25 protein-coding genes are annotated in these 25,627 nt (G+C 68.5%); 7 read left to right on the top strand and 18 right to left on the bottom strand.

Annotation, left to right across the window (positions count from 1 at the left end; translation table 11 throughout):
• Window positions 1-34 precede the first annotated feature (34 nt).
• Window positions 35-793 carry an SURF1 family protein gene (locus ACFC14_RS10505; RefSeq protein WP_376107160.1) on the bottom strand — a complete coding sequence of 253 codons (759 nt, stop codon included), beginning with the start codon at window positions 791-793 and terminating at the stop codon, window positions 35-37.
• A 58-nt stretch (window positions 794-851) separates the two neighbouring features.
• Entirely contained in the window at window positions 852-1,967 is a 1,116-nt protein-coding gene (locus ACFC14_RS10500) for a GuaB3 family IMP dehydrogenase-related protein (protein WP_136042865.1), read from the bottom strand.
• Between the two features lie 202 nt (window positions 1,968-2,169).
• Between ACFC14_RS10500 and ACFC14_RS10495 the strand changes: the two genes are divergently transcribed.
• Window positions 2,170-2,559: a PLDc N-terminal domain-containing protein gene (locus tag ACFC14_RS10495; RefSeq protein ID WP_376103893.1), complete on the top strand. Its 390-nt coding sequence runs from the start codon at window positions 2,170-2,172 to the stop codon at window positions 2,557-2,559.
• A gap of 62 nt (window positions 2,560-2,621) precedes the next feature.
• Here ACFC14_RS10495 and ACFC14_RS10490 read toward each other — a convergent pair whose 3' ends face one another.
• The 12 genes from ACFC14_RS10490 to ACFC14_RS10435 all read right to left on the bottom strand — a co-directional run bounded on the left by ACFC14_RS10490 (window position 2,622) and on the right by ACFC14_RS10435 (window position 14,590).
• Entirely contained in the window at window positions 2,622-5,081 is a 2,460-nt protein-coding gene (locus ACFC14_RS10490) for a LuxR C-terminal-related transcriptional regulator (RefSeq protein WP_376103890.1), read from the bottom strand.
• 54 nt (window positions 5,082-5,135) lie between these two features.
• The gene (locus ACFC14_RS10485) at window positions 5,136-6,824 is read right to left on the bottom strand and encodes an ABC-F family ATP-binding cassette domain-containing protein (RefSeq protein ID WP_376103887.1); all 1,689 of its coding nucleotides are present in this window, start codon (window positions 6,822-6,824) and stop codon (window positions 5,136-5,138) included.
• A gap of 71 nt (window positions 6,825-6,895) precedes the next feature.
• The gene (locus ACFC14_RS10480) at window positions 6,896-7,261 is read right to left on the bottom strand and encodes a type II toxin-antitoxin system VapC family toxin (protein WP_376103884.1); all 366 of its coding nucleotides are present in this window, start codon (window positions 7,259-7,261) and stop codon (window positions 6,896-6,898) included.
• Window positions 7,258-7,506 carry an AbrB/MazE/SpoVT family DNA-binding domain-containing protein gene (locus ACFC14_RS10475; RefSeq protein WP_136042760.1) on the bottom strand — a complete coding sequence of 83 codons (249 nt, stop codon included), beginning with the start codon at window positions 7,504-7,506 and terminating at the stop codon, window positions 7,258-7,260. Before ACFC14_RS10475 ends, ACFC14_RS10480 begins: the two co-directional genes overlap by 4 nt.
• Before the next feature lie 37 nt (window positions 7,507-7,543).
• Window positions 7,544-9,349 (bottom strand): sensor histidine kinase, encoded by a 1,806-nt coding sequence (locus tag ACFC14_RS10470; RefSeq protein WP_376103880.1) that lies wholly within the window; start codon window positions 9,347-9,349, stop codon window positions 7,544-7,546.
• The gene (locus tag ACFC14_RS10465) at window positions 9,346-9,693 is read right to left on the bottom strand and encodes a response regulator (RefSeq protein ID WP_376103877.1); all 348 of its coding nucleotides are present in this window, start codon (window positions 9,691-9,693) and stop codon (window positions 9,346-9,348) included. Before ACFC14_RS10465 ends, ACFC14_RS10470 begins: the two co-directional genes overlap by 4 nt.
• Window positions 9,690-9,833, bottom strand: a complete 144-nt coding sequence (locus ACFC14_RS10460) for a hypothetical protein (RefSeq protein WP_376103874.1) — start codon at window positions 9,831-9,833, stop codon at window positions 9,690-9,692. The genes ACFC14_RS10465 and ACFC14_RS10460 overlap by 4 nt, the downstream gene beginning before the upstream one ends.
• On the bottom strand, window positions 9,830-11,317 hold the full coding sequence (locus tag ACFC14_RS10455) for a glycosyltransferase (protein ID WP_376103871.1): 1,488 nt from the start codon (window positions 11,315-11,317) through the stop codon (window positions 9,830-9,832). The genes ACFC14_RS10460 and ACFC14_RS10455 overlap by 4 nt, the downstream gene beginning before the upstream one ends.
• Window positions 11,317-12,030, bottom strand: coding sequence for a PHP domain-containing protein (locus tag ACFC14_RS10450; protein ID WP_376103869.1), 714 nt, complete (start codon window positions 12,028-12,030; stop codon window positions 11,317-11,319). The genes ACFC14_RS10455 and ACFC14_RS10450 overlap by 1 nt, the downstream gene beginning before the upstream one ends.
• Window positions 12,027-13,016, bottom strand: a complete 990-nt coding sequence (locus ACFC14_RS10445) for an ATP-grasp domain-containing protein (protein ID WP_376103866.1) — start codon at window positions 13,014-13,016, stop codon at window positions 12,027-12,029. The genes ACFC14_RS10450 and ACFC14_RS10445 overlap by 4 nt, the downstream gene beginning before the upstream one ends.
• Entirely contained in the window at window positions 13,016-14,059 is a 1,044-nt protein-coding gene (locus ACFC14_RS10440; protein ID WP_376103863.1) for a response regulator, read from the bottom strand. Before ACFC14_RS10440 ends, ACFC14_RS10445 begins: the two co-directional genes overlap by 1 nt.
• 216 nt (window positions 14,060-14,275) lie before the next feature.
• Entirely contained in the window at window positions 14,276-14,590 is a 315-nt protein-coding gene (locus tag ACFC14_RS10435) for a DUF2277 domain-containing protein (protein WP_376103860.1), read from the bottom strand.
• Window positions 14,591-14,740: 150 nt separating this feature from the next.
• On the opposite strand from ACFC14_RS10435, the gene ACFC14_RS10430 reads away from it, so the two are divergent.
• On the top strand, window positions 14,741-15,295 hold the full coding sequence (locus ACFC14_RS10430; protein ID WP_376103857.1) for a DUF4190 domain-containing protein: 555 nt from the start codon (window positions 14,741-14,743) through the stop codon (window positions 15,293-15,295).
• 68 nt (window positions 15,296-15,363) lie between these two features.
• On the opposite strand, the gene guaB is transcribed toward ACFC14_RS10430, so the two are convergent.
• Window positions 15,364-16,866, bottom strand: coding sequence for an IMP dehydrogenase (guaB, locus tag ACFC14_RS10425; RefSeq protein ID WP_376103855.1), 1,503 nt, complete (start codon window positions 16,864-16,866; stop codon window positions 15,364-15,366).
• Between the two features lie 249 nt (window positions 16,867-17,115).
• On the opposite strand from guaB, the gene ACFC14_RS10420 reads away from it, so the two are divergent.
• Genes ACFC14_RS10420 through ACFC14_RS10405 form a run of 4 tightly spaced genes read left to right on the top strand, consistent with a single transcriptional unit; the run spans window position 17,116 to window position 21,222 of the window.
• Window positions 17,116-18,468 carry a branched-chain amino acid ABC transporter permease gene (locus ACFC14_RS10420; RefSeq protein WP_376103852.1) on the top strand — a complete coding sequence of 451 codons (1,353 nt, stop codon included), beginning with the start codon at window positions 17,116-17,118 and terminating at the stop codon, window positions 18,466-18,468.
• Between the two features lie 3 nt (window positions 18,469-18,471).
• A complete protein-coding gene (locus tag ACFC14_RS10415; RefSeq protein ID WP_029262245.1) occupies window positions 18,472-19,449 on the top strand; it encodes a branched-chain amino acid ABC transporter permease in 978 nt (325 codons plus the stop codon).
• A 10-nt stretch (window positions 19,450-19,459) separates the two neighbouring features.
• Window positions 19,460-20,434 (top strand): ABC transporter ATP-binding protein, encoded by a 975-nt coding sequence (locus ACFC14_RS10410; RefSeq protein WP_376103849.1) that lies wholly within the window; start codon window positions 19,460-19,462, stop codon window positions 20,432-20,434.
• On the top strand, window positions 20,431-21,222 hold the full coding sequence (locus ACFC14_RS10405) for an ABC transporter ATP-binding protein (RefSeq protein WP_240745119.1): 792 nt from the start codon (window positions 20,431-20,433) through the stop codon (window positions 21,220-21,222). The genes ACFC14_RS10410 and ACFC14_RS10405 overlap by 4 nt, the downstream gene beginning before the upstream one ends.
• A 219-nt stretch (window positions 21,223-21,441) precedes the next feature.
• On the opposite strand, the gene ACFC14_RS10400 is transcribed toward ACFC14_RS10405, so the two are convergent.
• From ACFC14_RS10400 to groES, 3 genes are all read right to left on the bottom strand, one after another.
• The gene (locus ACFC14_RS10400) at window positions 21,442-22,695 is read right to left on the bottom strand and encodes an ABC transporter substrate-binding protein (RefSeq protein WP_136042772.1); all 1,254 of its coding nucleotides are present in this window, start codon (window positions 22,693-22,695) and stop codon (window positions 21,442-21,444) included.
• Between the two features lie 144 nt (window positions 22,696-22,839).
• Window positions 22,840-23,772 (bottom strand): EamA family transporter RarD, encoded by a 933-nt coding sequence (rarD, locus tag ACFC14_RS10395; RefSeq protein WP_376103845.1) that lies wholly within the window; start codon window positions 23,770-23,772, stop codon window positions 22,840-22,842.
• Between the two features lie 177 nt (window positions 23,773-23,949).
• On the bottom strand, window positions 23,950-24,246 hold the full coding sequence (gene groES / locus ACFC14_RS10390; RefSeq protein ID WP_028502311.1) for a co-chaperone GroES: 297 nt from the start codon (window positions 24,244-24,246) through the stop codon (window positions 23,950-23,952).
• 163 nt (window positions 24,247-24,409) lie between these two features.
• On the opposite strand from groES, the gene ACFC14_RS10385 reads away from it, so the two are divergent.
• Window positions 24,410-25,609, top strand: coding sequence for an SAM-dependent methyltransferase (locus ACFC14_RS10385; RefSeq protein ID WP_376107157.1), 1,200 nt, complete (start codon window positions 24,410-24,412; stop codon window positions 25,607-25,609).
• Window positions 25,610-25,627 lie beyond the last annotated feature (18 nt).

The following is a 25,627-nucleotide window of genomic DNA, read 5'->3' as shown; positions in this document are numbered from 1 at the left end:
TGCGCATCGATTCGCGCGCGGATGCGCGCGATGATCAGGCTGTCTTCGCCGCAGCCGCGTCTTCGAACTCCTCGACCTCGCGCTCCCAGGCATCCTTCGCCAGGCGGTACCAGAGGTAGAACGCGAAGCCCGCGAAGATGGCCCACTCCACCGCATAGAAGACGTTGAGCCAGTTCACCGGCGACATCTCATCGGGCGCAGGAGAGGAGATGTCGACGAGTCCCGCCGTCGCCGACGTCGAGGCGAGGTAGGGGCGGTAGACGTCGAGCTGCTCGATGTCGTGCCAGCGGCTGAGGAGAGCAGCCGGCGACATCCGATCCAACCGCTCCGGATCGGAGTGCGGGGGAACCGTGGGGCCCTCGTCGGAGATGATGCGCCCCGAGATCTCGACGACCGATCCGTCGGCACTGGCCTCGAGTTCGTTCACTGCCGCATCGGCCGCCGCGCGATCCGGAGCCCATCCGATCGCGACCGCGATCGATGTCCGTTCGTCGACGCGCAGCTGACCGGTAACCCAATAACCCTCGACGTCGTCGTTGAACCGGCTCGACACGACGATGAAGTCCTCGGGGACCCAGGCCCCGGACGTCTCCACACGCTGTCCCACCAGCGGCTCGGGGAGGTACTCCCCCGGCTCGAGGACCTCGGTGAGCTGCTGCACCTGCTCGGTCGCACCGGGCTCGGGCGGATCCGTCTCGATCGCACGCTCGAGCTGCCACTGCCCGAGCCAGGCGAACACGCCGGCGACGAGGAGGCACAGCAGCAGCATGCCGATCCAGCGTCCCCGGAGCATGACCTCACGAAGGGTCGGGGGGAACAGTGCGGGCGTGGTCACGGTGGTGCGCTGAACCTCAGGCCTCGTACGGTGCGAGCACGACCTCGACCCGCTGGAACTCCTTGAGGTCGGAGTACCCGGTGGTCGCCATCGACTTGCGCAGCGCGCCGATCAGGTTCGCGGTGCCGTCGGCGACCGGAGCGGGACCGTAGAGGATCTCCTCGAGCGTGCCGATCCCGCCGACCTCTACCCGACGGCCGCGCGGGAGCTTCGGGTGGTGGGCTTCCGGGCCCCAGTGGAATCCGCGGCCGGGGGCGTCGGTGGCACGAGCCAGCGCGACGCCGAGCATGACCGCATCCGCACCCATGGCGAGCGCCTTGACGATGTCGCCGGAGGTGCCCACACCGCCGTCGGCGATCACGTGCACGTAGCGGCCACCGGACTCGTCGAGGTAGTCGCGTCGCGCGGCGGCGACGTCGGACACCGCGGTCGCCATCGGCGCGTGGATGCCGAGGGTCGCGCGCGTCGTGGACGCTGCTCCCCCGCCGAAGCCGACGAGCACTCCGGCTGCTCCGGTGCGCATGAGGTGCAGGGCCGCGGTGTAGGTGGCGGCCCCGCCGACGATGACGGGGACATCGAGGTCGTAGATGAACTTCTTGAGGTTCAGCGGCTCGGCGACGCTCGACACGTGCTCGGCCGAGACCGTGGTGCCGCGGATGACGAACAGGTCGACGCCGGCGCGGGCCACGGTGTCATAGAACTCCTGGGTGCGCTGCGGCGTCAGTGATCCCGCCACCGTGACGCCGGCCTCGCGGATCTCAGCGAGGCGGCTCGTGATGAGCTCGGGTTTGATCGGCTCGGCGTACAGCTCCTGCATGCGGACCGTGGCCGTGCCCTCGTCGAGGCCGGCGATCTCGGCGAGTAGCGGCTCCGGGTTCTCGTACCGAGTCCACAGTCCCTCGAGGTCGAGCACACCCAGTCCGCCCAGCTGGCCCAGCATGATCGCCGTCTGCGGGCTGACGACCGAATCCATGGGCGCGCCGAGCACCGGGATGCCGAAACCGAAGGCGTCGATGGTCCAGGCGGTGGACACATCCTCCGGGTTGCGCGTGCGCCGGGAAGGCACCACCGCGATGTCATCGAACGTGTACGCGCGACGTGCGCGCTTTCCTCGGCCGAGCTCGATCTCCATGGTCACCCGACCAGCCTACCCGGGCGGGGCCGTCGCCTCGGGCAGAGCTCGCGACAGTGCGGAACGGCGAAGGTCCTCGATGGCATCGGGAAACGGGCCTGCCGCCTTTCACCCCGATGAGGGGATGACGCTCCTCGTCGGCTGGAGCGAGTCTGAAACTGCGGGATCCGAGTGGGTCCCGTTCTCTATGAGAGGTGACTTCATGACCCTTTGGGCCGGTTTCTGGGACATCGTCTGGTGGTTCCTGGCGGTGTTCGTCCTGTTCGCGTACCTGTTCGCGCTGTTCGCGATCATCACGGACCTGTTCCGCGATCACAAGCTGAACGGATGGGCGAAGGCGGCCTGGCTGATCTTCCTGGTCTTCGTTCCGTTCCTTACCGCCCTGATCTACCTGATCGCCCGTGGAGGAGGAATGGCAGAGCGTGGCGCTCGTGACGCGCAGGCGACGCAAGCAGCAGCCGCCGACTATGTCAGGTCGGTCGCCGGCAGCAGCCCGAGCGACGAGATCGCGAAGGCGAAAGCCCTCCTCGATGGCGGCACGATCAACGCTGCGGAGTACGAGCAGATCAAGACGCGCGTACTCGCGGGCTGACGAGATGCGAAGAAGGGGCTCGTGGTCTCTCATGGCGGCGAGCCCCTTCCCGATCGGTGAGATCAGAGGAGACCCACGCGTCGAGCGGCCTCGACCGCCTCGGCGCGTCCGTTGACCTGCAGCTTGCTGTAGATGCTGCGCAGCTGGGACTTGACGGTATTGGCGCTGACGTACCGACGTCCTGCGATCTCGGCGATGCTCTGATACGCGGGAAGCTCACGCAGCAGCTCGTGTTCCCGCGCCGTCAGCTTGGCGATCTCGACGGGTGCGGTCTCCTCCGACATCGCCAGGTCCGGATGGGCGAGGATCGCCTCCGCCATCGGCCGCCAGGCGCCGAGCCGCTCGATGCGTGCACGCAGCACGGCGGCCGGTTCCTGCCCTTCCTGGAGGAACGGCCGCACCGCCCGCAGCGGTGCCGCACACATCAGCGCGTTCAGGATCGCCGCTGTCGCGGACGCGTCGCGGCGCTGCCGCTCCGCGTGCACGGCGAGCGCCACCCATGCGGAGGCGAGAGTCAGCGGAGCGGACCGCGGGGCACCGTGTGCCAGCGCCTCCCGGAGGGCGTGATCGCCCTCCCGATTCGGATGACGGAGGAACGCGGCGGTCGCCGTTTCGATGCTGTACTCGCCGAGGACGCGTCGGCTGCGCGCCAGCAGCCGGTCGGCCAGGGGGCCGTCGCCCTGACGGACGGCGGAGCCCATGGCGGGAATGACGGCGTAGGCGAGGCTGGAGACCGAGTCGGCGAGATCGTTCTCGATCAGAGCTGCAACGTGCGCGAGCGCGTCGGTGCCACCGCGGCGAGTGAGTTCGTCGAGCGCGAGGAGCGTCTGCGTCAGATGATCGACGCGCGCGCCGGCGCGAGGGCTCCAGCGTCGCAGTACGCTCACCGCGAGAGGATCGGCCCGATGGTATGCCTGCGTCGCCTGGAGGCACACGACCCGCGCTGCCACGTCGTCGCGTTCGTCGGCACCGCTGAGCGGGTTTCGTTCGATCTGGAGGAGGACGGGCTCCATGCCGACTCGACTCGGCGCCCGGGAGAGGATCGACAGCGCACTCTCCAGGATCAGCATCCGCAGCCACCGCAGTTCCGAGGTGTCTGCAGTCGGCGAGCCGAGATGCACGAGCGCCGCGCTCCTGTTCTCCTCCATCTCGCCGTCGCTCGCGCCCGCGGTCCACACCTGCGCGTACTCGAGCAGGAGCGCGGTTCCGCGCGAGACGCGTGCGGCGACGGGCAACGGCGCCACGTCGCGGGTCCCGCCCTGCCGCCGGTTCGCGTGGGCCCAGAGAGCGTCCACGATCTCGTCCACCACGCTCGGAGGCCTTCTCTGCGTGGCGCGACTGCGCACACGCAGCAGCTGCGCCGCGCCGCGGCGGTCGTCGAAGTGCGGAACCGCGAGGAGGAGGGCCATATCCGCCTCCAGCCGCTCGCGATCCTTCAGCGCGACCGCGCGAACGGCGCGCATCACGGAACCTGACTCGCCGCGGAAGATCAGCTCGTAGCCATGTTGGTCGAGGAAAGCGGCGAGAGCGGTCGAGTCGGAGGCGCGGACAGCCTGATCGAGGGCACGGCGCAGGTCTCCTCTCGCCGAGAACCACTCGGCCGCCGTGGCATGCGCGCTGTTCGCGCGTGGGAGGTCCCGGCGACGCTGCTCCGCTGCGAGGAACGCCCAGAGGATCGGGTGGAAACGGAAGGAATCGTCCGTCGTGCGCACCACGAGCATGGTGATCCGCGCGAGTCGGTCGAGCACACGGCCAGCATCGGGGATCCCCGTGACCTCGACCGCGAGCGCTGCCGACACGGTCGTCGCAACAGCCGACCAGACCAGAACCTCTTCCTGCGCGGACGTGAGCGGGGCCAGCACCTCGGTGACGAGGTAGTCCGCGACGGGGCGGCTGTCGCCGTCGAAGCGTTCCATCGCCGCACGGTCGCCGGTCTCCAGCAGTCGGCGCGCGAACACGAGCGCCGTCACCCACCCCCCGGTGCGTACGAGGAGTCCCCGCAGCGTGTTCCCGGCCGGATCCGTCGCGCCGGCGAACAGTGTGGCGGCCTCCTCGGTGGTGAACGCGAGATCTGCTCCGGATATCTCGCGCGTCCGCGCCCATCTCGCGGGCGACGCGGGAAGCGCATCGAATCGTCCGGCCAGGACCACCCGAAGGCGCGCGTCGCCGCTGTCGATCGCGGACGCGATGGCGTTCATCACGCGCGACGACCCGCGATCCAGCTGGTCGATGACGAGGTAGACCCGGGGATCCCCCGATTCCCTGCTCCGCGCGATGGCGTCGAGGACCTGTTCCTCGACGCCGGCGTCCGCGACGCACACCGCGCCGTCGAGCGTCGCCGTCCACTGCTCGAGAAGAGTGGACTTTCCCGAGCCCGCAGGCGCCCAGATGCCCACGATGCGGAACCCCTGCTCGAAGGCGTCGAACATCTTCCGCAGTCGAGGCCGGTCGACCAGGCCGCTGCGATGCACGAAGGCAGCCGCCTCGGAGCCGCATGAGTGAGTGTCCCCGAGATCTGTCATATCGGTATTGTTTCACCTTTTACAGGTGGGTCCGCGTCGGCGTGGTCCCACCCCTCACCGTGCGCGGGCCACCCGCTTCTCATCCCACACGGGCTCGTCCGACTCATAGACCTCGCCGTCCGTCCCGAAGACCAGGAAACGATCGAACGACCTGGCGAACCACCGGTCGTGCGTCACGGCCAACACGGTCCCCTCGAATCGCGCGAGCGCCTGCTCCAGCGCCTCCGCCGACTCCAGGTCGAGGTTGTCGGTCGGTTCGTCCAGCAACAGCAGCGTCGCCCCGGAGAGCTCGAGCAGCAGCACTTGGAAACGCGCCTGCTGCCCGCCTGAGAGCGAGTCGAACGTCTGCTGCGCCTGCCGCACGAGTCCGTACCGGTCGAGCGCCGAACTCGCGGCGTCCCTCGGCATCCCGGCGCGGCGGTCGTCGCCCCGATGCAGGATCTCCAGGAGCGTGCGCCCGACGAACTCCGGATGCGCATGCGTCTGGGCGAACAGCCCGGGCACGACGCGGGCACCGAGCGTCACCGTGCCGGTGTGCTCCACCGCGCCCAGCTGCTCCCCGCTCGATGTGACATGACCGAGAGTCGCATCAGGGTCGCTGCCGCCGCGAGCCAGCAGCCGCAGGAAGTGCGACTTGCCTGATCCGTTGGATCCGAGCACCGCGACCCGGTCGCCATACCAGACCTCTGCATCGAAGGGACGCATGAGCCCCGTCAGCTCGAGACGCTGCGCGACCACGGCCCGCTTGCCGGTGCGTGCGCCGCGCAGGCGCATGTCGAAGTCCTGCGCCGGCGGGCGCTCCTCGGGCGGACCCGCCTCCTCGAACTTGCGCAGGCGGGTCTGCGCCGCCTGATAGCGCGAAGCGAAGCCGTCGTTCGCCGAGGCCTTGACCTTGAGGTTCGCGACGAGAGTGCGCAGCTTCTCGTGCTGCTCGTCCCAGCGCCGACGCAGCTCGTCGAGCCGATCCATCCGGTCGGTCCGCGCCTGCTGATACGTCGAGAAGCCACCGCCGTGCACCCACGCCGTGGCACCGGCGCCGCCCGGCTCGAGCGTGATCAGCCGGTCGACGGCGCGCGCGAGCAGCTCACGATCGTGCGACACCAGCAGCACGGTCTTCGGCGTCTGACGCAGCTGCTCCTCCAACCACCGCTTGGTCGGTACATCGAGGTAGTTGTCCGGTTCGTCGAGCAACAGCACCTCGTCGGGTCCGCGCAGCAGGGCTTCGAGCGCGAGCCGCTTCTGCTCGCCGCCGGAGAGCGTGGTGAGCTCGCGGTAACGCGCCCGCTCGAACGGGACACCGAGCGCGGCCACCGTGCACTGATCCCAGACGGTCTCGTGCTCGTACCCGCCGGCATCCGCATACTCGGCGATCGCCGACGCGTACGCCATCTGCGTTTCGTGCTCGTCGCGTTCGATCAGCGCGTTCTCTGCCGCCTCCAGGGCTTCGGCCGCCGCGCGGATGCGCCGGGGAGCGACCCGCACCAGCAGCTGGTGCACGGTCTCGCCTGCCTCGCCGTGTCCGACGAACTGGTCCATGACGCCGAGACCGCCGTCGATCGTGACGACACCGTCATCCGCGGACTGGTCACCGCGGATGATGCGCAGCAGAGTGGTCTTGCCCGCCCCGTTCGGGCCGATCAAGGCACTGGTGGAGCCTGCGCCGACGCGGAAGGTCGCCTCGTCGAGAAGCGGTCTGCCGTCGGGGAGCGTCAGAGAGACACTGGAGACATCGATGTAGCCCACGGTGCGTGGCCGTCCTTCCGCCCGCGCATGCCGAGCCGATCAGGCTATCAGGCGCGGGCGCTCCCGTCAGGTCAATGCCGAAGCTGCTCGACGCGTTCGGACTCCCCCCAGGCGCGATCTGCCGTGAGCGCGACCGCGTCGAGGCGGGCCGCCACCGCGAGGCACAGCCGATCGCCGAGCGAGAGTCCACTCCCGCGCTTCCACAGGCGGGCTGCCTCCTCGGCGTCACGGTGCGACACCGGCTCGACGCGCAGTCGATAGCTGAGCAGCAGTCCGGATGCCACGCCCCAGTCGGCACCGGAGGCCCGCACCTTCTGGGCGACCTCGGACCAGTTCGCCGCCCCGACCACGGCTTCGTCGAGAACCTCCTCGACGCGATCAGCCCCGGGTTCACCCTGCAGGAATGCGAGGAGTGCGGACGCATCCAGAACGATCACGCAGCGGCGTCCTCGGAGTTCGCGGCCGCCCGGCGTTCGGCGAGGAGTGATTCCAGAGCGTCCTTGCCTTCGAGCTGCGACCTGACGAGCGCCTTCGCCTGCTCGCGCGTGACGAGGATGACCCCACCCGCCGTCTCGATCATCAACAGCGGGACGCCCTGCTCCCAATGCTGGCGGGTGCGGAGCTCCGCGGGGACGACCAGACGGCCGCGATCACCCATCGGTGCGACGAACGTGGTATCCATGAATCCACGGTACCACCCGCGAATAGGCGGTGGGAGGTCAGTCCGCGCGGCCCAGACTCGTCAACGCCTCGGTGCGGGGTGCGGACGGCAGGACGAAGCGGAACTCGGTGCCCACGCCCTCCTGGCTGGTCACGTCCATGCTCCCGCCGTGGGCCAGCACGATCGCCCGCGTGATCGTGAGACCGAGGCCGACACCCGGCACGGCGTTGCGCGTCGCGGTCGAGGCACGGAAGAAACGGGTGAACAGCATCCCCTGCTCGTCTTCCGGGATCCCGACACCCGTGTCCTGAACGGCGAGCTCCACTCCCCCGTCGACCAGCCGGACGCGGGCACTGACGCGCCCGCCACGCGGGGTGAACTTGATCGCGTTGGAGAGCAGGTTGTCGAGCGCCTGACCGATCCGTCCGGAGTCGATCAGGAGGGGGATCGCGTCGGCCCCCACCTCGGCTTCGATCGAGATGCCCTCGCGCTGCGCGTGCGGTCCTGCGGAGACGACAGCCGATCGCACCAGTTCGACGACGTCGGCCTCGTCACGCTCGAGCGGGAACCGCCCGGATTCGACTTGGGCGGTGAACAGCAGGTCGCCGACGAGATTGAGCAGGCGCTTGGCGTTGCGCTCGATGATGCCGACGAACTCCTGCTGGTCCTCGGTCAGCGGCTGTCCGGGGTCGTTCTGCAGCAGATCGAGGAAACCGATGATCGCGCTCAGCGGCGTGCGGAGCTCGTGGGAGATCATCCCGACGAACTCGTCCTTCATGCGTGCGACCTCGACCGCTCTGGTCTCGTCGGTGAGGACGAACAGATACCCCTGCTGCGCGCCGGCGCCGTCCTTGTGCGGGGTGACGGTGACCCGGGCGGGAACCGTCGTGCCGCCCGCCGTCGTCACCTCGATGTCTCCGTCGACCGGGAGCCCGGCGTCGGCCTGAGCGAACAGCGCCTGGATTCCGGGCGAGAGATCCGCATGACCGGGTGGAAGCCCGTGCCCCATCTGCGGGCGGTCGGCGTTGTCGGCGGCCAGCATCGACAGGACCGCCGTCGAGAAGAACCGGTCGATGCGCACGTCGTCGCGCGCCTCCTCCGCCGAGAGCCCCAGCAGACGCTCGGCTCCGGGGTTCCACGCGGTGATCTTCCCGCTGCAGTCCGTCGCGATCACCGCCTGCGCCGTGATCGACGACCACAGACTCTCGAAGGAGTCCAGCAGTTCCCGGTACTGACGCTCCTTATCGCGCAGCTGCACGATCATCGCCACGTTCTCCGACAGCGCCTTGGTGCGCTCGACGACGAGTTCCTCCGCCTGCTCCACGCGCATGCGCTGCTGTCGGGACAGTTCGTTCACGACCGCGGCGACCGCGGAGAACACCAACGGACCGACGACCCCGCGCAACCATTCCACCGAGGTCGACGGCGGGTCGACGAAATACGGCATGAGCAGAGCGATCGAGGTGAGTCCACCGACGACGAAGACCCAGCGGATGCCCGGGGCCGCCGCGATCCAGACCACGGGGAGGATGACCAGCGAGCCGAAGATCGACGAGGCGCCGCCGGTGCCGGCCCGGAACAGCCCGAACCCGATGATGTCGATCATCGGGACCAGCAGCACGACCCAGCCGTCGTAGACATGGCGGGCGCTCAGCACCACGGCTTGCGCCGTCGCGGCGAGGACCAGTCCGAGACCCAGGAGGGCGACGCCGAGATGTGTGAACGGCAGGTCCGCGTTCCCCCACGAGAGGAGTGCCGCGATCACGATGGCAGCGGCGGACGGCAGCTGCTTGACCAGTGGACTGGGGTTGTCGAACATCCGGTACCACCGGCTCTCGGCCCGGTCGATGGCCGTCGCCCTCACCTCTTCACCTGCGCCACGATGCGATGCAGGTCCGCACCCGTGATCGGCTTGGGCAGTGCGGCATCCGCGGGCGGATAGTCGGCGGCGTCGAGCACCGAGCTGATCACCAGGAAGCAGTCGGGGAAGTGCTCCTGCACCAGGCGTGCGCATGCCTGGCCGGAGATCCCCGGAAGCAGCAGATCGAGCACGGCGACAACAGGATCGATGTCGGGGAACGCCGCGATCGCCGACTCGGCGTCATGCGCGATGAAGACGTCGAAGCCCTCGCGGTCGAGGTAGCGGCGCAGCAGCGCCGCCTGATCGGGGGCGTCCTCGACGACGAGGGCCAACGGCCTCCCGGTCATCGAAGGAACAGCTCTCGCACGACGACCACGACGATGACGACAGCGAGCGCGATGGCCGCCTGCGGGATCAGTCGTCGCTCGCGTCGGGCATCCGCGACGATCTCCTCCCGCTCGGCTTCGGGTGACGGTGCAGCGGTCATGAGTCGACGCGTCCGATCTTCTCGGTCTTGATCCAGGAGGCGTCTGCGCGACGCCACTCTTTGATGTAGGAATCCACGGTGATGGCGCACAGCAGGGAGCCGTAGCCGCAGACGTAGAGCAGGAGCCCTGCGAAGAATCGCCCGCCGGGAAGCGGTTCCACCGCGCGCGCCAGCCAGATCCCGAGCATCGAGATCGGACCCCACAGGTAGAACACGACGGCCCAGACGATGCGGGACTGATCCGTGAGGCCCAGCCCCACAGCGGCGAGGAGGGACTCGAACGCCCAGGGGAACAGGGCGATCGCCATCAGGATGAGCGCACCCAACCCCGGGAACATGATCGCCTCTCGCCAGGAGTGTCGGCCCGTCCGCGGATCGAGCTGCACCGAGTACAGCATCGAGAACAGGTAGATGCAGGCCGCCGAGATCCACATGAAGCGGAAGACGAACTCCGCGATGTCGCTGTGCAGGAAGAGCAGGGCGAGCATTCCCGCCGCCGCGAGCAGCATGAACGCGGGGAGCAGCAGGATGGTGAACCAGGCCAGCCCGAACGAGAAGCTGCCCAGGTTGTGCTCCCGGCTCGGGCGGAACCACAGCTTGCGGTAGATCGAGGTGAGCTGCACGTTGCCACGGGCCCAGCGCAGTCGCTGCTTCCAGAGGCTGTCGATCGTCCGGGGCTCCTCGGCCAGCACGACGGCATGCGGCTCGAAGACCATCCGGCGACCCTTGAGCTGTCCTTCGAACGTCGTCATCGTGTCTTCAGCGAGAGTCCCCGTCGGGATCCGCCCGCCGATCGCCTCGAGGTTGGCCCTCGAATGCAGTTGAGCGCCGCCGGCGAGACAGGCGATCGCACCGCCCACGTTCTGCACCCGGCGGGCGGAGAGCTGGCCGATCACGTACTCGATCGCGATGAACCGGGTGAGGTAGTTCCGGTCGCGGCTGCCCTCGGCGATGTAGGCGGTCACCGCACCGACCTTCTCATCGGCGAGGTGCCGGGTGAGCTTTCGCAGCGAGTCGCGCGCGAAGATCACGTCGGCATCCATGATGAGCACGGCTTCGGTCCAGGCATCGGCGAGCACCACGTCCAGTCCGTGGTTGAGCGTGTGCGCCTTGCCCTCGCCGCCCTTCTCGCGGCGCAGATGCACGACCCGTCCCGGGTGGGCATCGGCCTTCGCCGCGACGATGGCGGGGGTGTCGTCGGTGGACGCGTCGTCGACGACGAACACACGCAAGCGCTCGGCGGGGTACTCCAACTCGAGCAGCCGCTCGATCGCCGGGCCGATGACCGCCCCCTCGTTCCACGCCGGGATGATGACGGCGACGTTCGGATGGTACGGCGCCGCCTTGCCGTAGTGGTTGCGGAAGGCGTGGAGCGGCAGCATGAGGAACTGCAGCCCCGTGTTGATCACCGGCAGCGTGCCCACCAGGACGCACAGCAGGAGGACGACCACGATCACGGTCTGCAGCCAGGTCAGGTCGGCCATCAGGAGGCCTCCACCGCGTCGAGCAGGGGGATGACACGCGAATAACGGCCGACTTCGGCGGCATCGTGGCTGTCGGTGGAGGCGACGATCTCTCCCCCGGCTCGGAGAAGAGCCGACAGCGCGTCGGCGCCGGGGCACCCCCACTTCTCATTGACCTCGACGAGAGTGTCGGTCTCGGCCGCCGTGCGCGCCCACGCCTCCGTGCGCTCCCGCCCGAGATCGAGCTCGGACAGGCCGATCTTCGGGAGGATCGAGAAGCAGTGGGCGAGCTGATTCCCGGGATGCCGACGCATCGTCGCGATGAGCGCATCGGTCAACTGGTCGAGCACGTCATCGGCGGCCCAACCCGCGGCCATCCGTTCGCGCACGGCTGTGGGGCCGAGCGGGCCGTCGACGCCCGGGAACTGGTGATCGGCGATCAGGATCCGGTCGATGCCGTTCGGAAGAGCCGGGATGTCGAGCGACCCCGCGGCGTCGAGGATCTTGGCCTCCACGCCCGAGAGCACGGTCAGTCCCTCGGGCACCCGCAGTTCGCGGACGGCAGCCAGGTAGTCCGGTACCCACGTGGTGCTCTGGCGCACATGGTCGACGAGACGCAGCGTGGTCAGCCCGGCGGCCGCCGCCGCCTCGACGTTCTCGGCGAGGGTCGACACCGCATCGTCCGAGAAGGTCGAGTGGACGTGATGGTCACCGCGCAGCACGGCGTGACTCACAGCTCCTCCTGATGGCCCGCGTGGGCGGAGACCAGCACGTCGTCGACCTCGACGATCACATCCTCCAGGAAGCGAACCGACGCGACCTCGCGGAATGGGACGCGCACCGGCAGCTCGCGCCCGAGGAACAGGTCGGCCACGAGTGACGGGATGTCGACACCGGCCGCGATCGTCAGTGGCAGTGCGCCGGGGAAGCGCGGGTTGACCTCGAGAAGCACGGCCCGGCCGGCCCGATCCCGGCGCAGCTGCACGTTCGCGACGCCGACGAGTCCGATGGCGCGGGCGATCGCTGCCGCCGCGTCCTCGAGCTCCGGGTCCTGCACGGTACGTCCGGCGATGGCGACCCCGGAATCGACCCTCGCGCGGGTGCGGGGCACCGCGGCGACCACGTGACCCGCCGCATCCGCGATGACGTCGACCGAGTACTCCTCCCCCGGAAGGAAGTCCTGCACGATGAGACCCTCGTCCGTCGGGAGCGCCTCGAGTGCCGCCCGGTCGGGCACGAGGCGCACGCCGCGGCTGCCGGCGCCCTGACGCGGCTTGGCGAAGACCGGGAACTCCCAGTCGACTGCCTGCGCGTCGGAGCCGGCGAGGACCGTGCGGGGGGTGAGCCCGGTCGGCGCGCACCGTTCGGCGAGCGCGAGCTTGTCCAGCGCGGTGTTCAGCGTGTCCGCCGACGGGGCGGCGAGCACGGCGGGCGCGAGTTCCTCCCGCCGGTCAGCCAGGGCGATAAGCTCGACATCGACCGTCGAGATCACGAGGTCGAGCTGATCGGCTTCGACCAGCCGAGCGATCGCCGGCACGAAATCGTCATCCCTTCCCGGCGGGACCAGGCGACGCTGCTCCGCCGGCACCAGGTAGATACCGCTCGCCCAGCCGTCCATGTCGGCGGCGAACACGGTCAGATCGGATCGGCGGAGGAGGGATCGGATCACGGCGACTCCGGCCGGTCCGCCTGCTCCGGTCACCAGCACACGCTTCGTCATCAGCTCTCCCGTCGGCTGAGTTCATGGGCGCCGATGAACTCGGCCGTCTCGCGCACCACTTCCAAGGGTTCCACCGCGGTACCGCCCCCGAACCGCGACCAGTACCGCGCCGTCGCGGTGACGAACTCGGGTGCCAGATAGTCGCGGCTCGCCGTCTGCGAGCCGAAGCGCTCCAGCAGCCGGAGCTTGTCGTCGAGATACTGATCGATCCGCACGAACCGGGTCGGACGGAAGTCGATCGTCGACGAGGGGCTCTGGTAGCAGGCGACCGTTCCCACTCGGCGGGTCGCCACGATCGTGGCCTCGCTCACGGCACGGTGATCCTGGTGGCGGTCGTTGCTCGAGTGCGTGTAGACGATCGTCGGCTGGATCTCCTGCACGACCTCCTCGATGAGGCGAACCGTCGAGCCGCCGCCCGAGATCTCGGTGTCCACGAGATCTTTCAGGAACAGCCGGGCACCGAGCATCTCCGCAGCAGCCAGCGACTCGTCCTGCCGACTCTCGGCATCGCCCCCGCGCGCTCCGCGGGACAGAGTGAGGATCGTGATCTCGTCCTGCGCCCGGGAGTGCGCCGCGAGGAGGCCCCCGACCCCGATCTCGACGTCGTCGGGATGGGCGCCGATCGCGAGCACGCGTTCCTTCGGGCGTGCTTCGTCGCGGCGACGGCGGCCTTCTTCGACCAGTCGCGTGACCGACTCGACGAGCTTGGCGTTGTCGAGAGGCTTGGTGAGGAACTCGTCCGCCTGTGCGCGCAGCGCCGAGACCGCGTACTCCACCGATACATGGGCCGTCATCACCACCACGGGCACGGTGGGAACCGTGCGACGGAGCTCGGCGAGAAGCTCGAGCCCGTTGAGTCCGGGCATCTCGATATCGGTGACGACGACGTCAGGGCGCACCTGCGCCACGCGTTCGACAGCGGCCCTCCCGTCGTCGGCGACGTCGACGATGCAGCCGGCCCGCCTCTCGAGCACGGTCTTCACGAGCAGGGCGACGTCCGAGTCGTCGTCGACGACGAGTACGCGAGGAGCATCCTCTGGCATAGGTGCGGCTCTCCTTGGGGAGGTTCCCTGACCGATGGGGATCGGCCGTGCGACCTCGGCGCCTTCATCACCGGGGCCGCTGGGAAAGTCGAGCGGGGTATGTCGATTCTGGCATAGGCCCGCGCGCACCGAGGGAGGCGCATCCGCATGCGTTCATGGACGAGATCGATCCTCGTCGCACCCGCCGATCGTGCCCCTCCTGCGCCGGGCTCTGTCTCAGGATCCGGCCGCCGCGGCGCGCTTCTCCTGCTGGAAGACGCGGATGGCCTCGTAGCGGTCGGCCGAGCGCGCGCGTCGCTTGGCCGCCTCCTCGTCGCGGTTCTTCGGCGGCGCGGTCGTGACGAGCTCGTCGAGGAGGGCGCGCGTCGCCTGTGCGATCTCGGCGACCGCACGGTCGAACACGGCGCGATTGGCACGCGACGGCGCGTTCGCTCCGGAGATCTTCCGGACGAACTGGAGGGCCGCGTCGTGGCACTCGTCATCGGTCGCGGCAGGCTCGAGGTTGTTCAGCGGGACGATGTTTCGGCACATACCGGCACGCTACGCCGCGTCCCGGACAGACGGAAGAGGAGCCCGGGCACCGCAGCAGGGAGGGGATGGTGCGACCGGTACCGCCCTCGCTACGCTCGGGGCAATCGGAACCGCAGCACGTTTCTCGTTCCCTCGTTGACAGGACAGAACATGACGAACCCTCCGTTCCCCGAACAGCCCAACCCCGATTCCTCGGTCCCCGAGACACCGCCGCCGCCGCCAGCCGCGGCCGCCCCCGCAACGACCGGACATGTCCCCTCGGCCCCCACGCCGGACTGGAACACCGCACCGGACGGAGTCCCGGGCACCGGGGTCGGATCCCCCGCAGACGATCACCCGGCCCCCGCGGACGCCGCGTACTCCGCTCCCCCGGCCGCCGACTATCCGGCGCCCGGCGCCGCGGTCTACGGGCAACCGACCTCCGCGCCGCCGGGGCGAGTCCTGTCGATCGTCGGATTCGTGCTCGCGTTCGTGGTGGCACCGGTCGGACTGATCATCAGCATCGTCGCCGCCGTGAAGCTCGGCAAGAGCGGCCAGCCGAAGGGCTTCGCCATCGCCGGCATCATCGTCGGCGCGCTCATCACGATCTTCTGGGTGATCCTCCTGATCGTGCTCTTCACCGCCTTCGCCGCGCTCATCGGCATGTGCGCGGACCTCGGGCCGGGAGTGTGGGAGGTCGACGGCATCACCTACCGATGCGGCTGACTTGCACCGACGACACACAGCGAGAGGGGCCGGATGCGCACAGCATCCGGCCCCTCTCGCTGTGACGACTACTTCTTGTAGTTCGGTGCCTCGACGACGATCTGCACGTCGTGCGGGTGCGACTCCTTGAGTCCCGCAGAGGTGATGCGCACGAACTTGCCGCGCGTCTTGAGCTCTTCGATCGTGCGGGCTCCGACGTAGAACATCGACTGACGGAGTCCGCCGACCAGCTGGTAGGCGACGGCGGCGAGCGGGCCGCGGTAGGGGACCTGCCCTTCGATGCCCTCGGGGATCAGCTTGTCGTCGCTGGGGACGTCGGCCTGGAAGTAGCGGTCCTTGGAATACGAGGTCTGCTTGCCGCGCGTCTGCATCGCTCCCAGCGAGCCCATGCCGCGGTACTGCTTGAACTGCTTGCCGGACTGGAAGACGATCTCACCCGGGGACTCGTCGGTTCCGGCCAGGAGCGACCCGAGCATGACGGCGTCGGCGCCGGCGACGAGCGCCTTCGCGATGTCGCCGGAGTACTGCAGCCCACCGTCGGCGATCACGGGCACGCCGGCGGGACGGGCGGCGAGAGAAGCCTCGTAGACGGCGGTGACCTGCGGCACGCCGACACCCGCGACGACGCGCGTGGTGCAGATCGAGCCGGGACCCACGCCGACCTTGACGGCGTCGACGCCCGCGTCGACCAGAGCCTGGGCACCCTCACGGGTGGCGACGTTGCCGCCGACGATGTCGATGTGCTCGAACGACGCGTCGGCCTTCAGGCGGCGGACGAGGTCGATGACACCCTGGGACTGCCCGTTGGCGGTGTCGACGACGAGCACGTCGACACCGGCGTCGCGCAGCGCCTCGGCACGCTCCCACGCGTCTCCGAAGAAGCCGATCGCGGCACCGACGCGCAGCCGACCCTGGTCGTCCTTGGTGGCGAGCGGGTACTTCTCGCTCTTGTCGAAGTCCTTGATGGTGATGAGGCCCGCGAGCTTGCCGTCTTCATCGATGAGCGGCAGCTTCTCGACGCGGTGCTTCGCGAAGAGCGCGATGACCTCCCCGGCAGCCACCCCGACGGGGGCGGTGACGAGGTTCTCGCTCGTCATGACGTCTTTCACGAAGGTGCTCTGGCGCTCGAAACCCGACACGAAACGCATGTCGCGGTTCGTGATGATGCCGACCAGCTTGCCCTCGTCGTCGACCACCGGCAGCCCGGAGATGCGGTACTTCGCGCACAGGTTGTCGACCTCTTCGACGGTCGCGTCCTGCGTCGTCGTGATCGGGTCGGTGATCATGCCGGACTCGCTGCGCTTGACGCGGTCGACGTGCGCGGCCTGGTCGGCGATCGAGAGGTTGCGGTGCAGGATGCCGATGCCGCCCTCGCGCGCCATCGCGATCGCCATGCGGGACTCGGTGACCGTGTCCATCGCGCTCGACAGCAGCGGGGTGGCGACCGAGATCCGGCGGGTGATCCGCGACGAGGTATCCGCCTCGCTGGGGATGACGTCGGTGTGCCCCGGCAGGAGCAGCACGTCGTCGTACGTCAGTCCGACGAAGCCGAAGGGATCGTGCTGTTCCATGGATTCTCCTTCTGCGCGAGTCGCGCATGTCCGAGTGCGAGGGGCGGTCGACGTCGGCCTTTGCGGGGCCGCGGCCCGTATGAAGATTCTAAGCGCGACGCGCCCGAGAACATTCCCGGAGCCGGCCGTTACCGGACCGTTGGACCCGGCGGTAGGTGATTCGCAGATCGCACACTACGCTCAAATGCGTCGTCCATCGCTGCGGTTCATACCCGATGCCGCAGTGACAGCACTCACAGTGGAGGTTGCGTGGGACCCACAACAATCGCCGTGCAGCGAAGGCGCCCCTGGGCCGTCATCTGCCTCGGTATCCTCATGGCGCTCATGGCGTTCCTTTTCCTGCCCCCCTCATCGGCGTCGGCCGAGACGACGGACGACGGGCAGGAGGTCACGGACTTCTACTTCGCCGGCGTCGTCACCAACGCGGATGAGCCGGTAGAAGGCGTCGTCATGTCCATCGAGGGCAACGGCTTCGAAGCCGAGACCGAGACGGATGCCGAAGGCAAGTGGCGCCTGTACGTGCCGGAGATGGAGACGTACACCCTCACGGTGGACGAATCCACGCTGCCGAAGGGCGTCATCGTCGACGCGACGCAACTTCCCGAGGGCATTCAGCCCGTGTCGGGGACCACCGCGTCGTTCGAACTCGAATTCGGCCTCACGGGCACCAAGATCGTCAACTTCTTCCTCGGAGCGGGCGAGCGGGTCACCGTGTCGTTCCTCGATCAGCTCCTGTCGCGCATCGTCGGCGGCTTGAACTTCGGGCTCCTCCTCGGACTCGCCTCGATGGGCGCCGCGCTCATCTACGGCACCACCCGCCTCTCCAACTTCGCCCACGGCGAGATGGTCACGTGGGGCGCCGTGGTCGCGCTGCTGTGCACGACGTTCTGGAACCTCCCCCTCTGGCTCGGCATCATCGCCGCCGTCATCGGCGGAGCCGCGCTCGGGTGGGCGCTGGATGCCGGGATCTGGAAACCCCTGCGTCGAAAAGGCCTCGGTGTGGTCCAGCTCATGATCGTGAGCATCGGCCTCTCCCTCGCCCTCCGCTACGGCATGCAGTACTTCATCGGCGGCAACACCTACCAGCTGCCGGGCGCGAGCCCCGAGCCCATCCGCCTCGGACCCATCTCGCTGTCGTACATCGACATGATCGCCATGGCGACCAGCATCATCGTGATCCTCGGCGTCGCGTTCTTCCTCACCAGGACCCGCACCGGAAAGGCCACCCGAGCGATCTCGGACAACCCGCAGCTGGCCGCGGCATCCGGCATCGACGTCGACAAGGTCATCCGCACGGTGTGGATCCTCGCGGGCGCACTCGCCGCGATCTCCGGCATCCTGTGGGCGTACTTCCGCCCCGGCGTGAAGTGGGACATGGGCATGCAGATGCTGCTGCTGATGTTCTGCGCGATCACACTCGGTGGCCTCGGATCGGCGATCGGCGCCCTGATCGGCTCGATCATCGTCGGTCTCGCCGTCGAGGTGTCGACCCTGCTGGGTGTGCCGTCGGATCTCAAGTACGCCACGGCACTCGTCGCCCTGATCATCATTCTGCTGGTGCGGCCGCAAGGCATCCTCGGACGCAAGGAAAGGTTGGGCTGACGCATGGACTTCGGAAGCATCTTCGGCAACACCGCCTCCTATCTCTTCAGCCCGACGACGATCGCCTACGCCCTGGCGGCCACCGGCCTCGCGGTGCACTTCGGCTACACCGGCCTGCTCAACTTCGGTATGGCCGCGTTCATGGCCATCGGCGGCTACGGCTACGCGATCTCGATCCTGACCTTCGGGTTCCCGTGGTGGGCAGGCGTCCTCGTCGGCATGCTCGGCGGCGCGGCGTTCGCGCTCATCCTCGGTATCCCGACCCTGCGCCTGCGTGCCGACTATCTCGCCATCGCGACGATCGCCGCTGCCGAGGTGGTGCGGCTCATGTTCGTGACCGAGCTCTTCAAGGACTGGACGAACTCCGCCGGCGGACTCTCCGGGTACCACCAGAGCTTCCGCGACTCGAACCCGTTCCCTCCCGGGACTTACGGCTTCGGCCCGTGGACGTACAACGCGACCGACCTGTGGGTGCGCGTGGTCGGACTGATCGCGCTCGTCATTGCCGTGCTCGTGGTGTGGGCGCTCATGCGCAGCCCGTGGGGCCGCGTGCTCAAGGGCATCCGCGAAGACGAGGATGCGGTGCGCTCGCTCGGCAAGAACGTCTTCGCCTACAAGATGCAGGCGCTCGTGGTCGGTGGTGTGATCGGCGCAGTCGGCGGCATCGTCTTCATCCTGCCGTCGGCGGTGATCCCCGGCAGCTACTCGACGTCGCTGACGTTCTTCCTGTGGACGATCCTCCTGCTCGGCGGCGCGGCCACCGTGCTCGGACCGACCCTCGGCGCGGTGCTGTTCTGGGTGGTGTTCGCCTTCCTCGGCGCGCTTCTCCCCGCGATGGCGAACGCCGGATATCTGCCGATGTCCGGCGCACAGGCCGACGTCGTGCGGTACATCGTGATCGGCGTCGTGCTGATGCTGATCGTCATTTTCCGCCCGCAGGGCATCCTCGGAAACAAGAGGGAGATGACCTTTGTCAAATAGCGACGACGCGGTGGTCACACCCGCGAAGAGCACGCCCCGCGCAAAGACCCAGGGGCTCGCCGCTGGACCTGCAGCGCCGGGCGTCAAGAAGGTCGACCCGATCCTGATCGTCGATGCGGTGGAGCGCCGCTTCGGCGGTCTCACCGCGGTCGACGTCGACCACCTGGAGATCCCGCGCGGCGCGATCACCGCGCTGATCGGCCCGAACGGCGCCGGCAAGACGACCCTGTTCAACCTGCTGTGCGGCTTCGACAAGCCCAACAGCGGCACCTGGTCGTTCGACGGGACCAACCTGTCGGGCATCCCCTCGTTCAAGGTCGCGCGGATGGGACAGGTCCGCACGTTCCAGCTGACCAAGTCCCTGTCGCTGCTCACCGTGCTCGAGAACATGAAGCTCGGCGCGAAGGATCAGCGCGGCGAGGGTTTCTGGGCGGGCCTGTTCCCCTTCCTCTGGCGCAAGCAGGATCAGGAGATCGAGGCGCGTGCGCACGAGCTTCTCACCCGCTTCAAGCTCGACGCCAAGGAGCAGGATTTCGCCGCATCGCTCTCGGGCGGTCAGCGCAAGCTCCTCGAGATGGCCCGCGCGCTCATGAGCGACCCGACCCTGGTGATGCTCGACGAGCCGATGGCCGGCGTGAACCCCGCGCTCACGCAGTCGCTGCTGGAGCACATCCTCGACCTCAAGGATCTGGGGATGACGGTGCTGTTCGTCGAGCACGACATGCACATGGTGCGGCACATCGCCGACTGGGTGGTCGTGATGGCCGAGGGCCGCGTGGTGGCCGAGGGTCCGCCCGACCAGGTCATGGAGGATCCGGCCGTGGTCGACGCCTACCTGGGCGCGCACCAGGACGTCGATCTCGGGGCCGTCACCGGCCGCCTCCCCGTGATCTCGGAGGAGGACGCGATCCGCATCCGGGAGCAGATCGAGACCGAGGTCGAGGCTGAGGTCGAGGCCGAAGACGTCGAGGAGGAGAAGGCATGACCGACGCATCCGCGCCCACTCCGGCGCCCGCACCCGCCGAGCGCAATGAGATCAAGAACGACGACGTCATCGTCGAGCTGACCGATGTGCATGCCGGGTACCTGCCAGGGGTGAACATCCTCAACGGCGCCAACCTCGTGGCCCACAAGGGCGAGCTGATCGGCATCATCGGTCCGAACGGCGCCGGCAAGTCGACGCTGCTCAAGGCGATCTTCGGCATGGTCGAGATCCGCTCGGGCGACGTCACGGTGAAGGGCGAGAGCATCGTCGGGCTCAAGGCCGACAAGCTCGTGCGCCGTGGCGTGGCCTTCGTGCCGCAGACGAACAACGTGTTCCCGTCGCTCACGATCCAGGAGAACCTGGAGATGGGGCTGTACCAGAACCCCAAGATCTTCGCCGAGCGCCTGGAGTTCGTCAGCAGCATCTTCGGCGAGCTGGGCAAGCGCCTCAAGCAGCGCGCAGGTTCACTCTCGGGCGGCGAGCGGCAGATGGTCGCCATGTCGCGGGCGCTGATGATGGACCCATCTGTTCTCCTGCTCGACGAGCCCTCCGCCGGCCTCTCCCCCGTGCGTCAGGATGATGCGTTCATCCGCGTCTCCGACATCAACAAGGCGGGCGTGACGACGATCATGGTCGAGCAGAACGCGCGGCGCTGCCTGCAGATCTGCGACCGCGGCTACGTGCTCGATCAGGGCAAGGACGCCTATGAGGGCTCGGGGCGTGAACTGCTGAACGACCCCAAGGTCATCGGCCTGTACCTCGGCACACTCGGCACCGACGCCGCCTGAGCGCGTCACGCTGAAGGGGGATGCCACGCGGCATCCCCCTTCAGCGTGTGTCCCCGATGCGTGAGCATCCGTCGGGAGTTCGCGCATCCGTCGGGTACTCGCCCGGCGTTTCTCCCGACATCCGTGAAAACTCCCGACGAATGAACCGGGGCGGGACGGAACGAGCCCGGGGACGACGAAGGCCCCGGATGCCGAGCATCCGGGGCCTCGTCTACGCGCTTACTTGAGGCGCGTCGTGGTGTTGTCGGCGCCGAACTCGTAGACGCCGATGGCGGCGCCCTTCGGGTCGTTGTTCTCGTCGAACGTGATCTCACCGGAGAGGCCGTCGTAGTCCGCCGTGCCGCCGCCGTTGATGATGTCGGCGCACTCCGCGTAGGTGGTGCACTTCTCGCCCTCGTCGCCGCCGCCGGACACGGTGGCCATCTGCTCAGCCATGTCTGCGCCCTCGACGGAGCCGGCGGCCAGAGCCGACAGCGCCATGAGGATTACGGCGTCGTACGCCTCGGCCGAGTAGGTCACGGCGTCGATGGGGTCGTTGCCGTCGGCGGTCCAGACCTCGTTGAGCTGGTCGAGGAAGTCCTGCGGCAGCTCGGCGCCGGCGCGGGTACCCTTCGAGCCCTCGAGGTTGACCGAGACGTCAGTGCCCCAGTCCTTCAGGTTGCCGTCGACGAGGTACAGCGAGCCCGTGTCGACGCCCGCGTTGCCGAGCAGCGGCGCGATGGTCGCGAACTGGTCGTACGAGACGACGGCGACCGCGTCGGGCTTGGCAGCCGCGATCTCGGAGACCTGAGCGTTGAACTGTCCGTCGCCCTGGTTGAAGGACGCATCGGCGACGACCTCGCCGCCGGTGCCCTCGAACGTCGACTTGATGGCTTCGAACAGGCCCGTGCCGTAGGGGTCGTTCTGGTAGATGATGCCGAGGGTCTTGTGACCGTCTTCGGCGATCTGGTTGCCGAGGACCTCACCCTGCAGGTTGTCGCTCGGTGCGGTGCGGAAGTACAGCGGGTTGATGCCCGAGAAGTCCGGCGAGGTGTTCGACGGCGAGACGGTGAGGATTCCCGCTCCGGCGTTGCCGTCGAGGATGAGCTTGGTGACGCTCGACGATGCGGCGCCGACCATCGCGGTGATGCCCTCGTTCTGGAGGTTGGTGATCGACGTCTCGTACGCCTTGTTGTCGAGGTCGCCCTCGTCGGCGGTGGTGAGGTCGATGGTCACACCGGCGTCGGCCTCGTTGATCTCGTTGACGGCCAGCTGGACGCCGGCCTCCATCGGTGCGCCGAGGAACGCGAGCGAACCGGTCGCGGGAAGCAGCGAGCCGAGCTTGAGCGTCAGATCGACGGCCGGCTTCTCACCGCCTTCGCTCGGCTCGGCGTTCGGCGTGCTGCTGCAGCCGGCGATGACGATGGCGGATGCGCTGATCAAAGCGATCCCGGCGAAGACCTTCGCGGTGCGCGAGCCCTTCAATGCGTTCATGATGCTCCCTTGCGTAACTGAACGTGGATTGTGACCACGGGCGGGTGCTCTAACACTAGGGCGTGGGACCCGCGCACAGGGGGTGCAAGTATCTCGGTGCGTTAACGATCCGACACCGGGATTCCGGGGCGGAGAACCGCGGGTTCACACCAGTTCGGGCTGCGCGATCCTGCGCCCTCGGCGAGCGGCGATCAGCAGGTCGACGACGAAGACGCCGATCGCGATCCAGACGATGATGAACCCGGCCCAGCGCTCGGGTGGCATGGGCTCGTGCAGGACCGCGACGCCGATCACGAACTGCATCACCGGGGTGATGAACTGGATCATCCCGATCACCGTGAGGTTGATCCTCCGGGTGCCCGCCGCGAACAGCAGCAGAGGGACCGCCGTCGCGACGCCGGCGAATGCCAGCAGCACCGCGTGGGCCCATCCGTTCCCGCCCATCGTGAGGCCTGCGGGGGTCGAGGCGACCACGATGAGCTGCACGACGGCGATCGGGATCAGCCAGAACGACTCGAGGGTCAGACCGCTGACGGCGTCCACCGCCGGGCCGATCTTCTTCTTGATGAGCCCGTACACCCCGAACGACGCGGTCAGCGACAGCGCGATCCACGGGAAGGCGCGGTAGGCCACGACGATCACGACCACCGCGATCGCGGCGATGGCGATCGCGGCCCACTGCAGCTTGCGGATGCGCTCCTTCAACACGAAGACACCCAGCAGCACGGTCGTGATCGGGTTGATGAAGTAGCCAAGGCTCGTCTCGACCACGTTGTCGCTGAGGGTTCCGATGAGGAACACCTGCCAGTTGACGTAGATCAGCAGACCGGCGAGCGCGGTCCACCCCAGCAGCTTCGGCTGCCTCAGGATCACGCCGAACGGCGCCCAGCCGCGCGTGACCGTGAGCAGCAGAATGCAGAAGACGAACGACAGGAGCACCCGCCACGCGACGACCTCCCACGGACCGGTCGGAACGAGGAGGAGGAAGTAGAGCGGGAGCACGCCCCAGAGGAGGTAGGCGGATCCGGCGTACGCGACTCCGGCGGTCTGAGTGGCGCGGGTCGTCTCGGGGGTCACCGCACAACCCTATTCCCGCGGTGGAGGCTCCGAGAGCGCCGGTCGGCCGCCCCGCAGAGATCGGCAGGAATCGGATGACCGATGGCGGATGCAGAAGGGGCTCGGACGCACACGCATCCGAGCCCCTTCGGGACCTGGCCCGCCCCCTTCGAGAGGGACGGAACCGGGTTCAGCAGATCAGCGGACGACGACCGCCAGGACGTCGCGAGCGGACAGGACGAGGTACTCGTCTGCGCCGAACTTCACCTCGGTGCCACCGTACTTGCTGTACAGGACACGGTCGCCGACGGCGACGTCGATCGGAACGCGGTTGCCGTTGTCGTCGATGCGGCCGGGGCCGACAGCCACGACCTCGCCCTCCTGGGGCTTCTCCTTGGCGGTGTCGGGGATGACCAGGCCACTCGCGGTGGTCTGCTCGGCCTCGACCTGCTGGATGACGATGCGGTCTTCGAGCGGCTTGATGGAAACCGACACGGTCTACCTCTTCTTTCTTGACACTGACACGAAAGACTTGTTCGCACTCTCAACCCGAGAGTGCTAATCCAGTCTATGCGCTGGGCTGGCACTCATGCAATGCGAGTGCCAGCGCACCCCGGGATTCGCGGGCACGGGCGGGAATTAGGCTGAGGGCGTGGAGATGTCCGAGCTGCGTGCCCTGCTGACCCCCGCCGGTCTCGAACTGCTCGACGCGGCCGGGGCCGTCGAGTCGACGGCCGACGTCGCGCGCGCCGTCTCGCGGCTGCGTGCCGCCGGGCACTCCCCCGAGCTGGTCTCGGCGGTCGTCGGCCAGGCGCACCTGCGATCCAAGGCGTCGGCGAAGTTCGGCCCCTTCGCCGCGCGGATGCTCTTCACCAGAGCCGGGCTCGAACAGGCCACGCGACTCGGTGTGGCCGCACGGCATGCACAGCGGATCCGCAGCGCGGGTTTCACGGCCGTGGCCGACCTCGGGTGCGGGATCGGCGGCGACGCGCTCGCTTTCGCCGGAGCCGGGCTCGATGTGCTCGCCGTCGATGCCGACGAGGTCACCGCCGCCATCGCGGCCTACAACCTCGCACCCTTCGGAGAGGGCGCGGTGGTGCGGCACAGCACGGCGGAGGACGCGTTCGAGGGGTCGGAGGCCGAGCGCGCGGTCTGGATGGATCCCGCGCGGCGCACCTCCGGGCACAGCGAGACCCGTCGCGTGTCCGCCGACGACTACTCTCCCTCGCTGGACTGGGCGTTCGACGTCGCCGCGCGCGTGCCGACGGGCATCAAGCTCGGCCCCGCGCACGACCGCGACGCGCTTCCCGCCGACGCCGAGGCGCAGTGGGTGAGCGCCGACGGCAGCGTCGTCGAGCTGGTCGTATGGAGCGGCGCCCTCGCCCGCGACGGCGTGCGGCGCTCAGCACTCGTGATCCGGGGCGACCGCTCGCACGAGATGACCGCACCGGCGGACGTCGCCGACGAACCGGTGCGCGAGCTCGGCGCCTTCCTGCACGAGCCCGACGGCGCGGTGATCCGCGCCCGCCTGATCGGCGATGTCGCCCGGAGCCTCGACGCCGGGATGCTCGACGAGCACATCGCGTACCTCACCTCGGATGCCGCCCTGACGAGCCCGTTCGTGCAATCGTTCCGCGTACGCGAGACCCTGCCCGCCAACCCCAAGGCGATCAGCGCCGCTCTCAAGGCGCACGGCATCGGTCGCATCGAGATCAAGAAGCGCGGCGTCGACATCGACCCTGCGACGTTCCGGAAGAAGCTCGTGCTGCGCGGCGATCAGGAGGCCACGCTGATCCTCGCGCGCATCGGCGATCAGCGGCGGGCGATCCTCGCCGATCGGGTCCCTGCCGCAAGCTGACCGCCCGCGCTCGGACGC

The sequence above is a fragment of the Microbacterium sp. NPDC055988 genome, assembly GCF_042269505.1.
Taxonomy (GTDB): Bacteria; Actinomycetota; Actinomycetes; order Actinomycetales; family Microbacteriaceae; genus Microbacterium.
The sequence above is the reverse complement of the archived record's forward strand: the minus strand, read 5'-3'. Positions and strand labels throughout refer to the sequence as shown.

Excerpts from the sequence above, each read along its gene's own strand:
- ACFC14_RS10475 (WP_136042760.1), bottom strand. The coding sequence starts at position 7,506 with ATGGATACCACGTTCGTCGCACCGATGGGTGATCGCGGCCGTCTGGTC.
- ACFC14_RS10495 (WP_376103893.1), top strand. The coding sequence starts at position 2,170 with ATGACCCTTTGGGCCGGTTTCTGGGACATCGTCTGGTGGTTCCTGGCG.
- ACFC14_RS10435 (WP_376103860.1), bottom strand. The coding sequence starts at position 14,590 with ATGTGCCGAAACATCGTCCCGCTGAACAACCTCGAGCCTGCCGCGACC.
- ACFC14_RS10385 (WP_376107157.1), top strand. The coding sequence starts at position 24,410 with ATGTCCGAGCTGCGTGCCCTGCTGACCCCCGCCGGTCTCGAACTGCTC.
- ACFC14_RS10440 (WP_376103863.1), bottom strand. The coding sequence starts at position 14,059 with ATGCCAGAGGATGCTCCTCGCGTACTCGTCGTCGACGACGACTCGGAC.
- ACFC14_RS10505 (WP_376107160.1), bottom strand. The coding sequence starts at position 793 with ATGCTCCGGGGACGCTGGATCGGCATGCTGCTGCTGTGCCTCCTCGTC.
- ACFC14_RS10415 (WP_029262245.1), top strand. The coding sequence starts at position 18,472 with ATGGACTTCGGAAGCATCTTCGGCAACACCGCCTCCTATCTCTTCAGC.
- ACFC14_RS10455 (WP_376103871.1), bottom strand. The coding sequence starts at position 11,317 with ATGGCCGACCTGACCTGGCTGCAGACCGTGATCGTGGTCGTCCTCCTG.
- ACFC14_RS10460 (WP_376103874.1), bottom strand. The coding sequence starts at position 9,833 with ATGACCGCTGCACCGTCACCCGAAGCCGAGCGGGAGGAGATCGTCGCG.
- ACFC14_RS10465 (WP_376103877.1), bottom strand. The coding sequence starts at position 9,693 with ATGACCGGGAGGCCGTTGGCCCTCGTCGTCGAGGACGCCCCCGATCAG.
- ACFC14_RS10430 (WP_376103857.1), top strand. The coding sequence starts at position 14,741 with ATGACGAACCCTCCGTTCCCCGAACAGCCCAACCCCGATTCCTCGGTC.
- ACFC14_RS10400 (WP_136042772.1), bottom strand. The coding sequence starts at position 22,695 with ATGAACGCATTGAAGGGCTCGCGCACCGCGAAGGTCTTCGCCGGGATC.
- ACFC14_RS10405 (WP_240745119.1), top strand. The coding sequence starts at position 20,431 with ATGACCGACGCATCCGCGCCCACTCCGGCGCCCGCACCCGCCGAGCGC.
- ACFC14_RS10500 (WP_136042865.1), bottom strand. The coding sequence starts at position 1,967 with ATGGAGATCGAGCTCGGCCGAGGAAAGCGCGCACGTCGCGCGTACACG.
- ACFC14_RS10490 (WP_376103890.1), bottom strand. The coding sequence starts at position 5,081 with ATGACAGATCTCGGGGACACTCACTCATGCGGCTCCGAGGCGGCTGCC.
- guaB (WP_376103855.1), bottom strand. The coding sequence starts at position 16,866 with ATGGAACAGCACGATCCCTTCGGCTTCGTCGGACTGACGTACGACGAC.
- ACFC14_RS10445 (WP_376103866.1), bottom strand. The coding sequence starts at position 13,016 with ATGACGAAGCGTGTGCTGGTGACCGGAGCAGGCGGACCGGCCGGAGTC.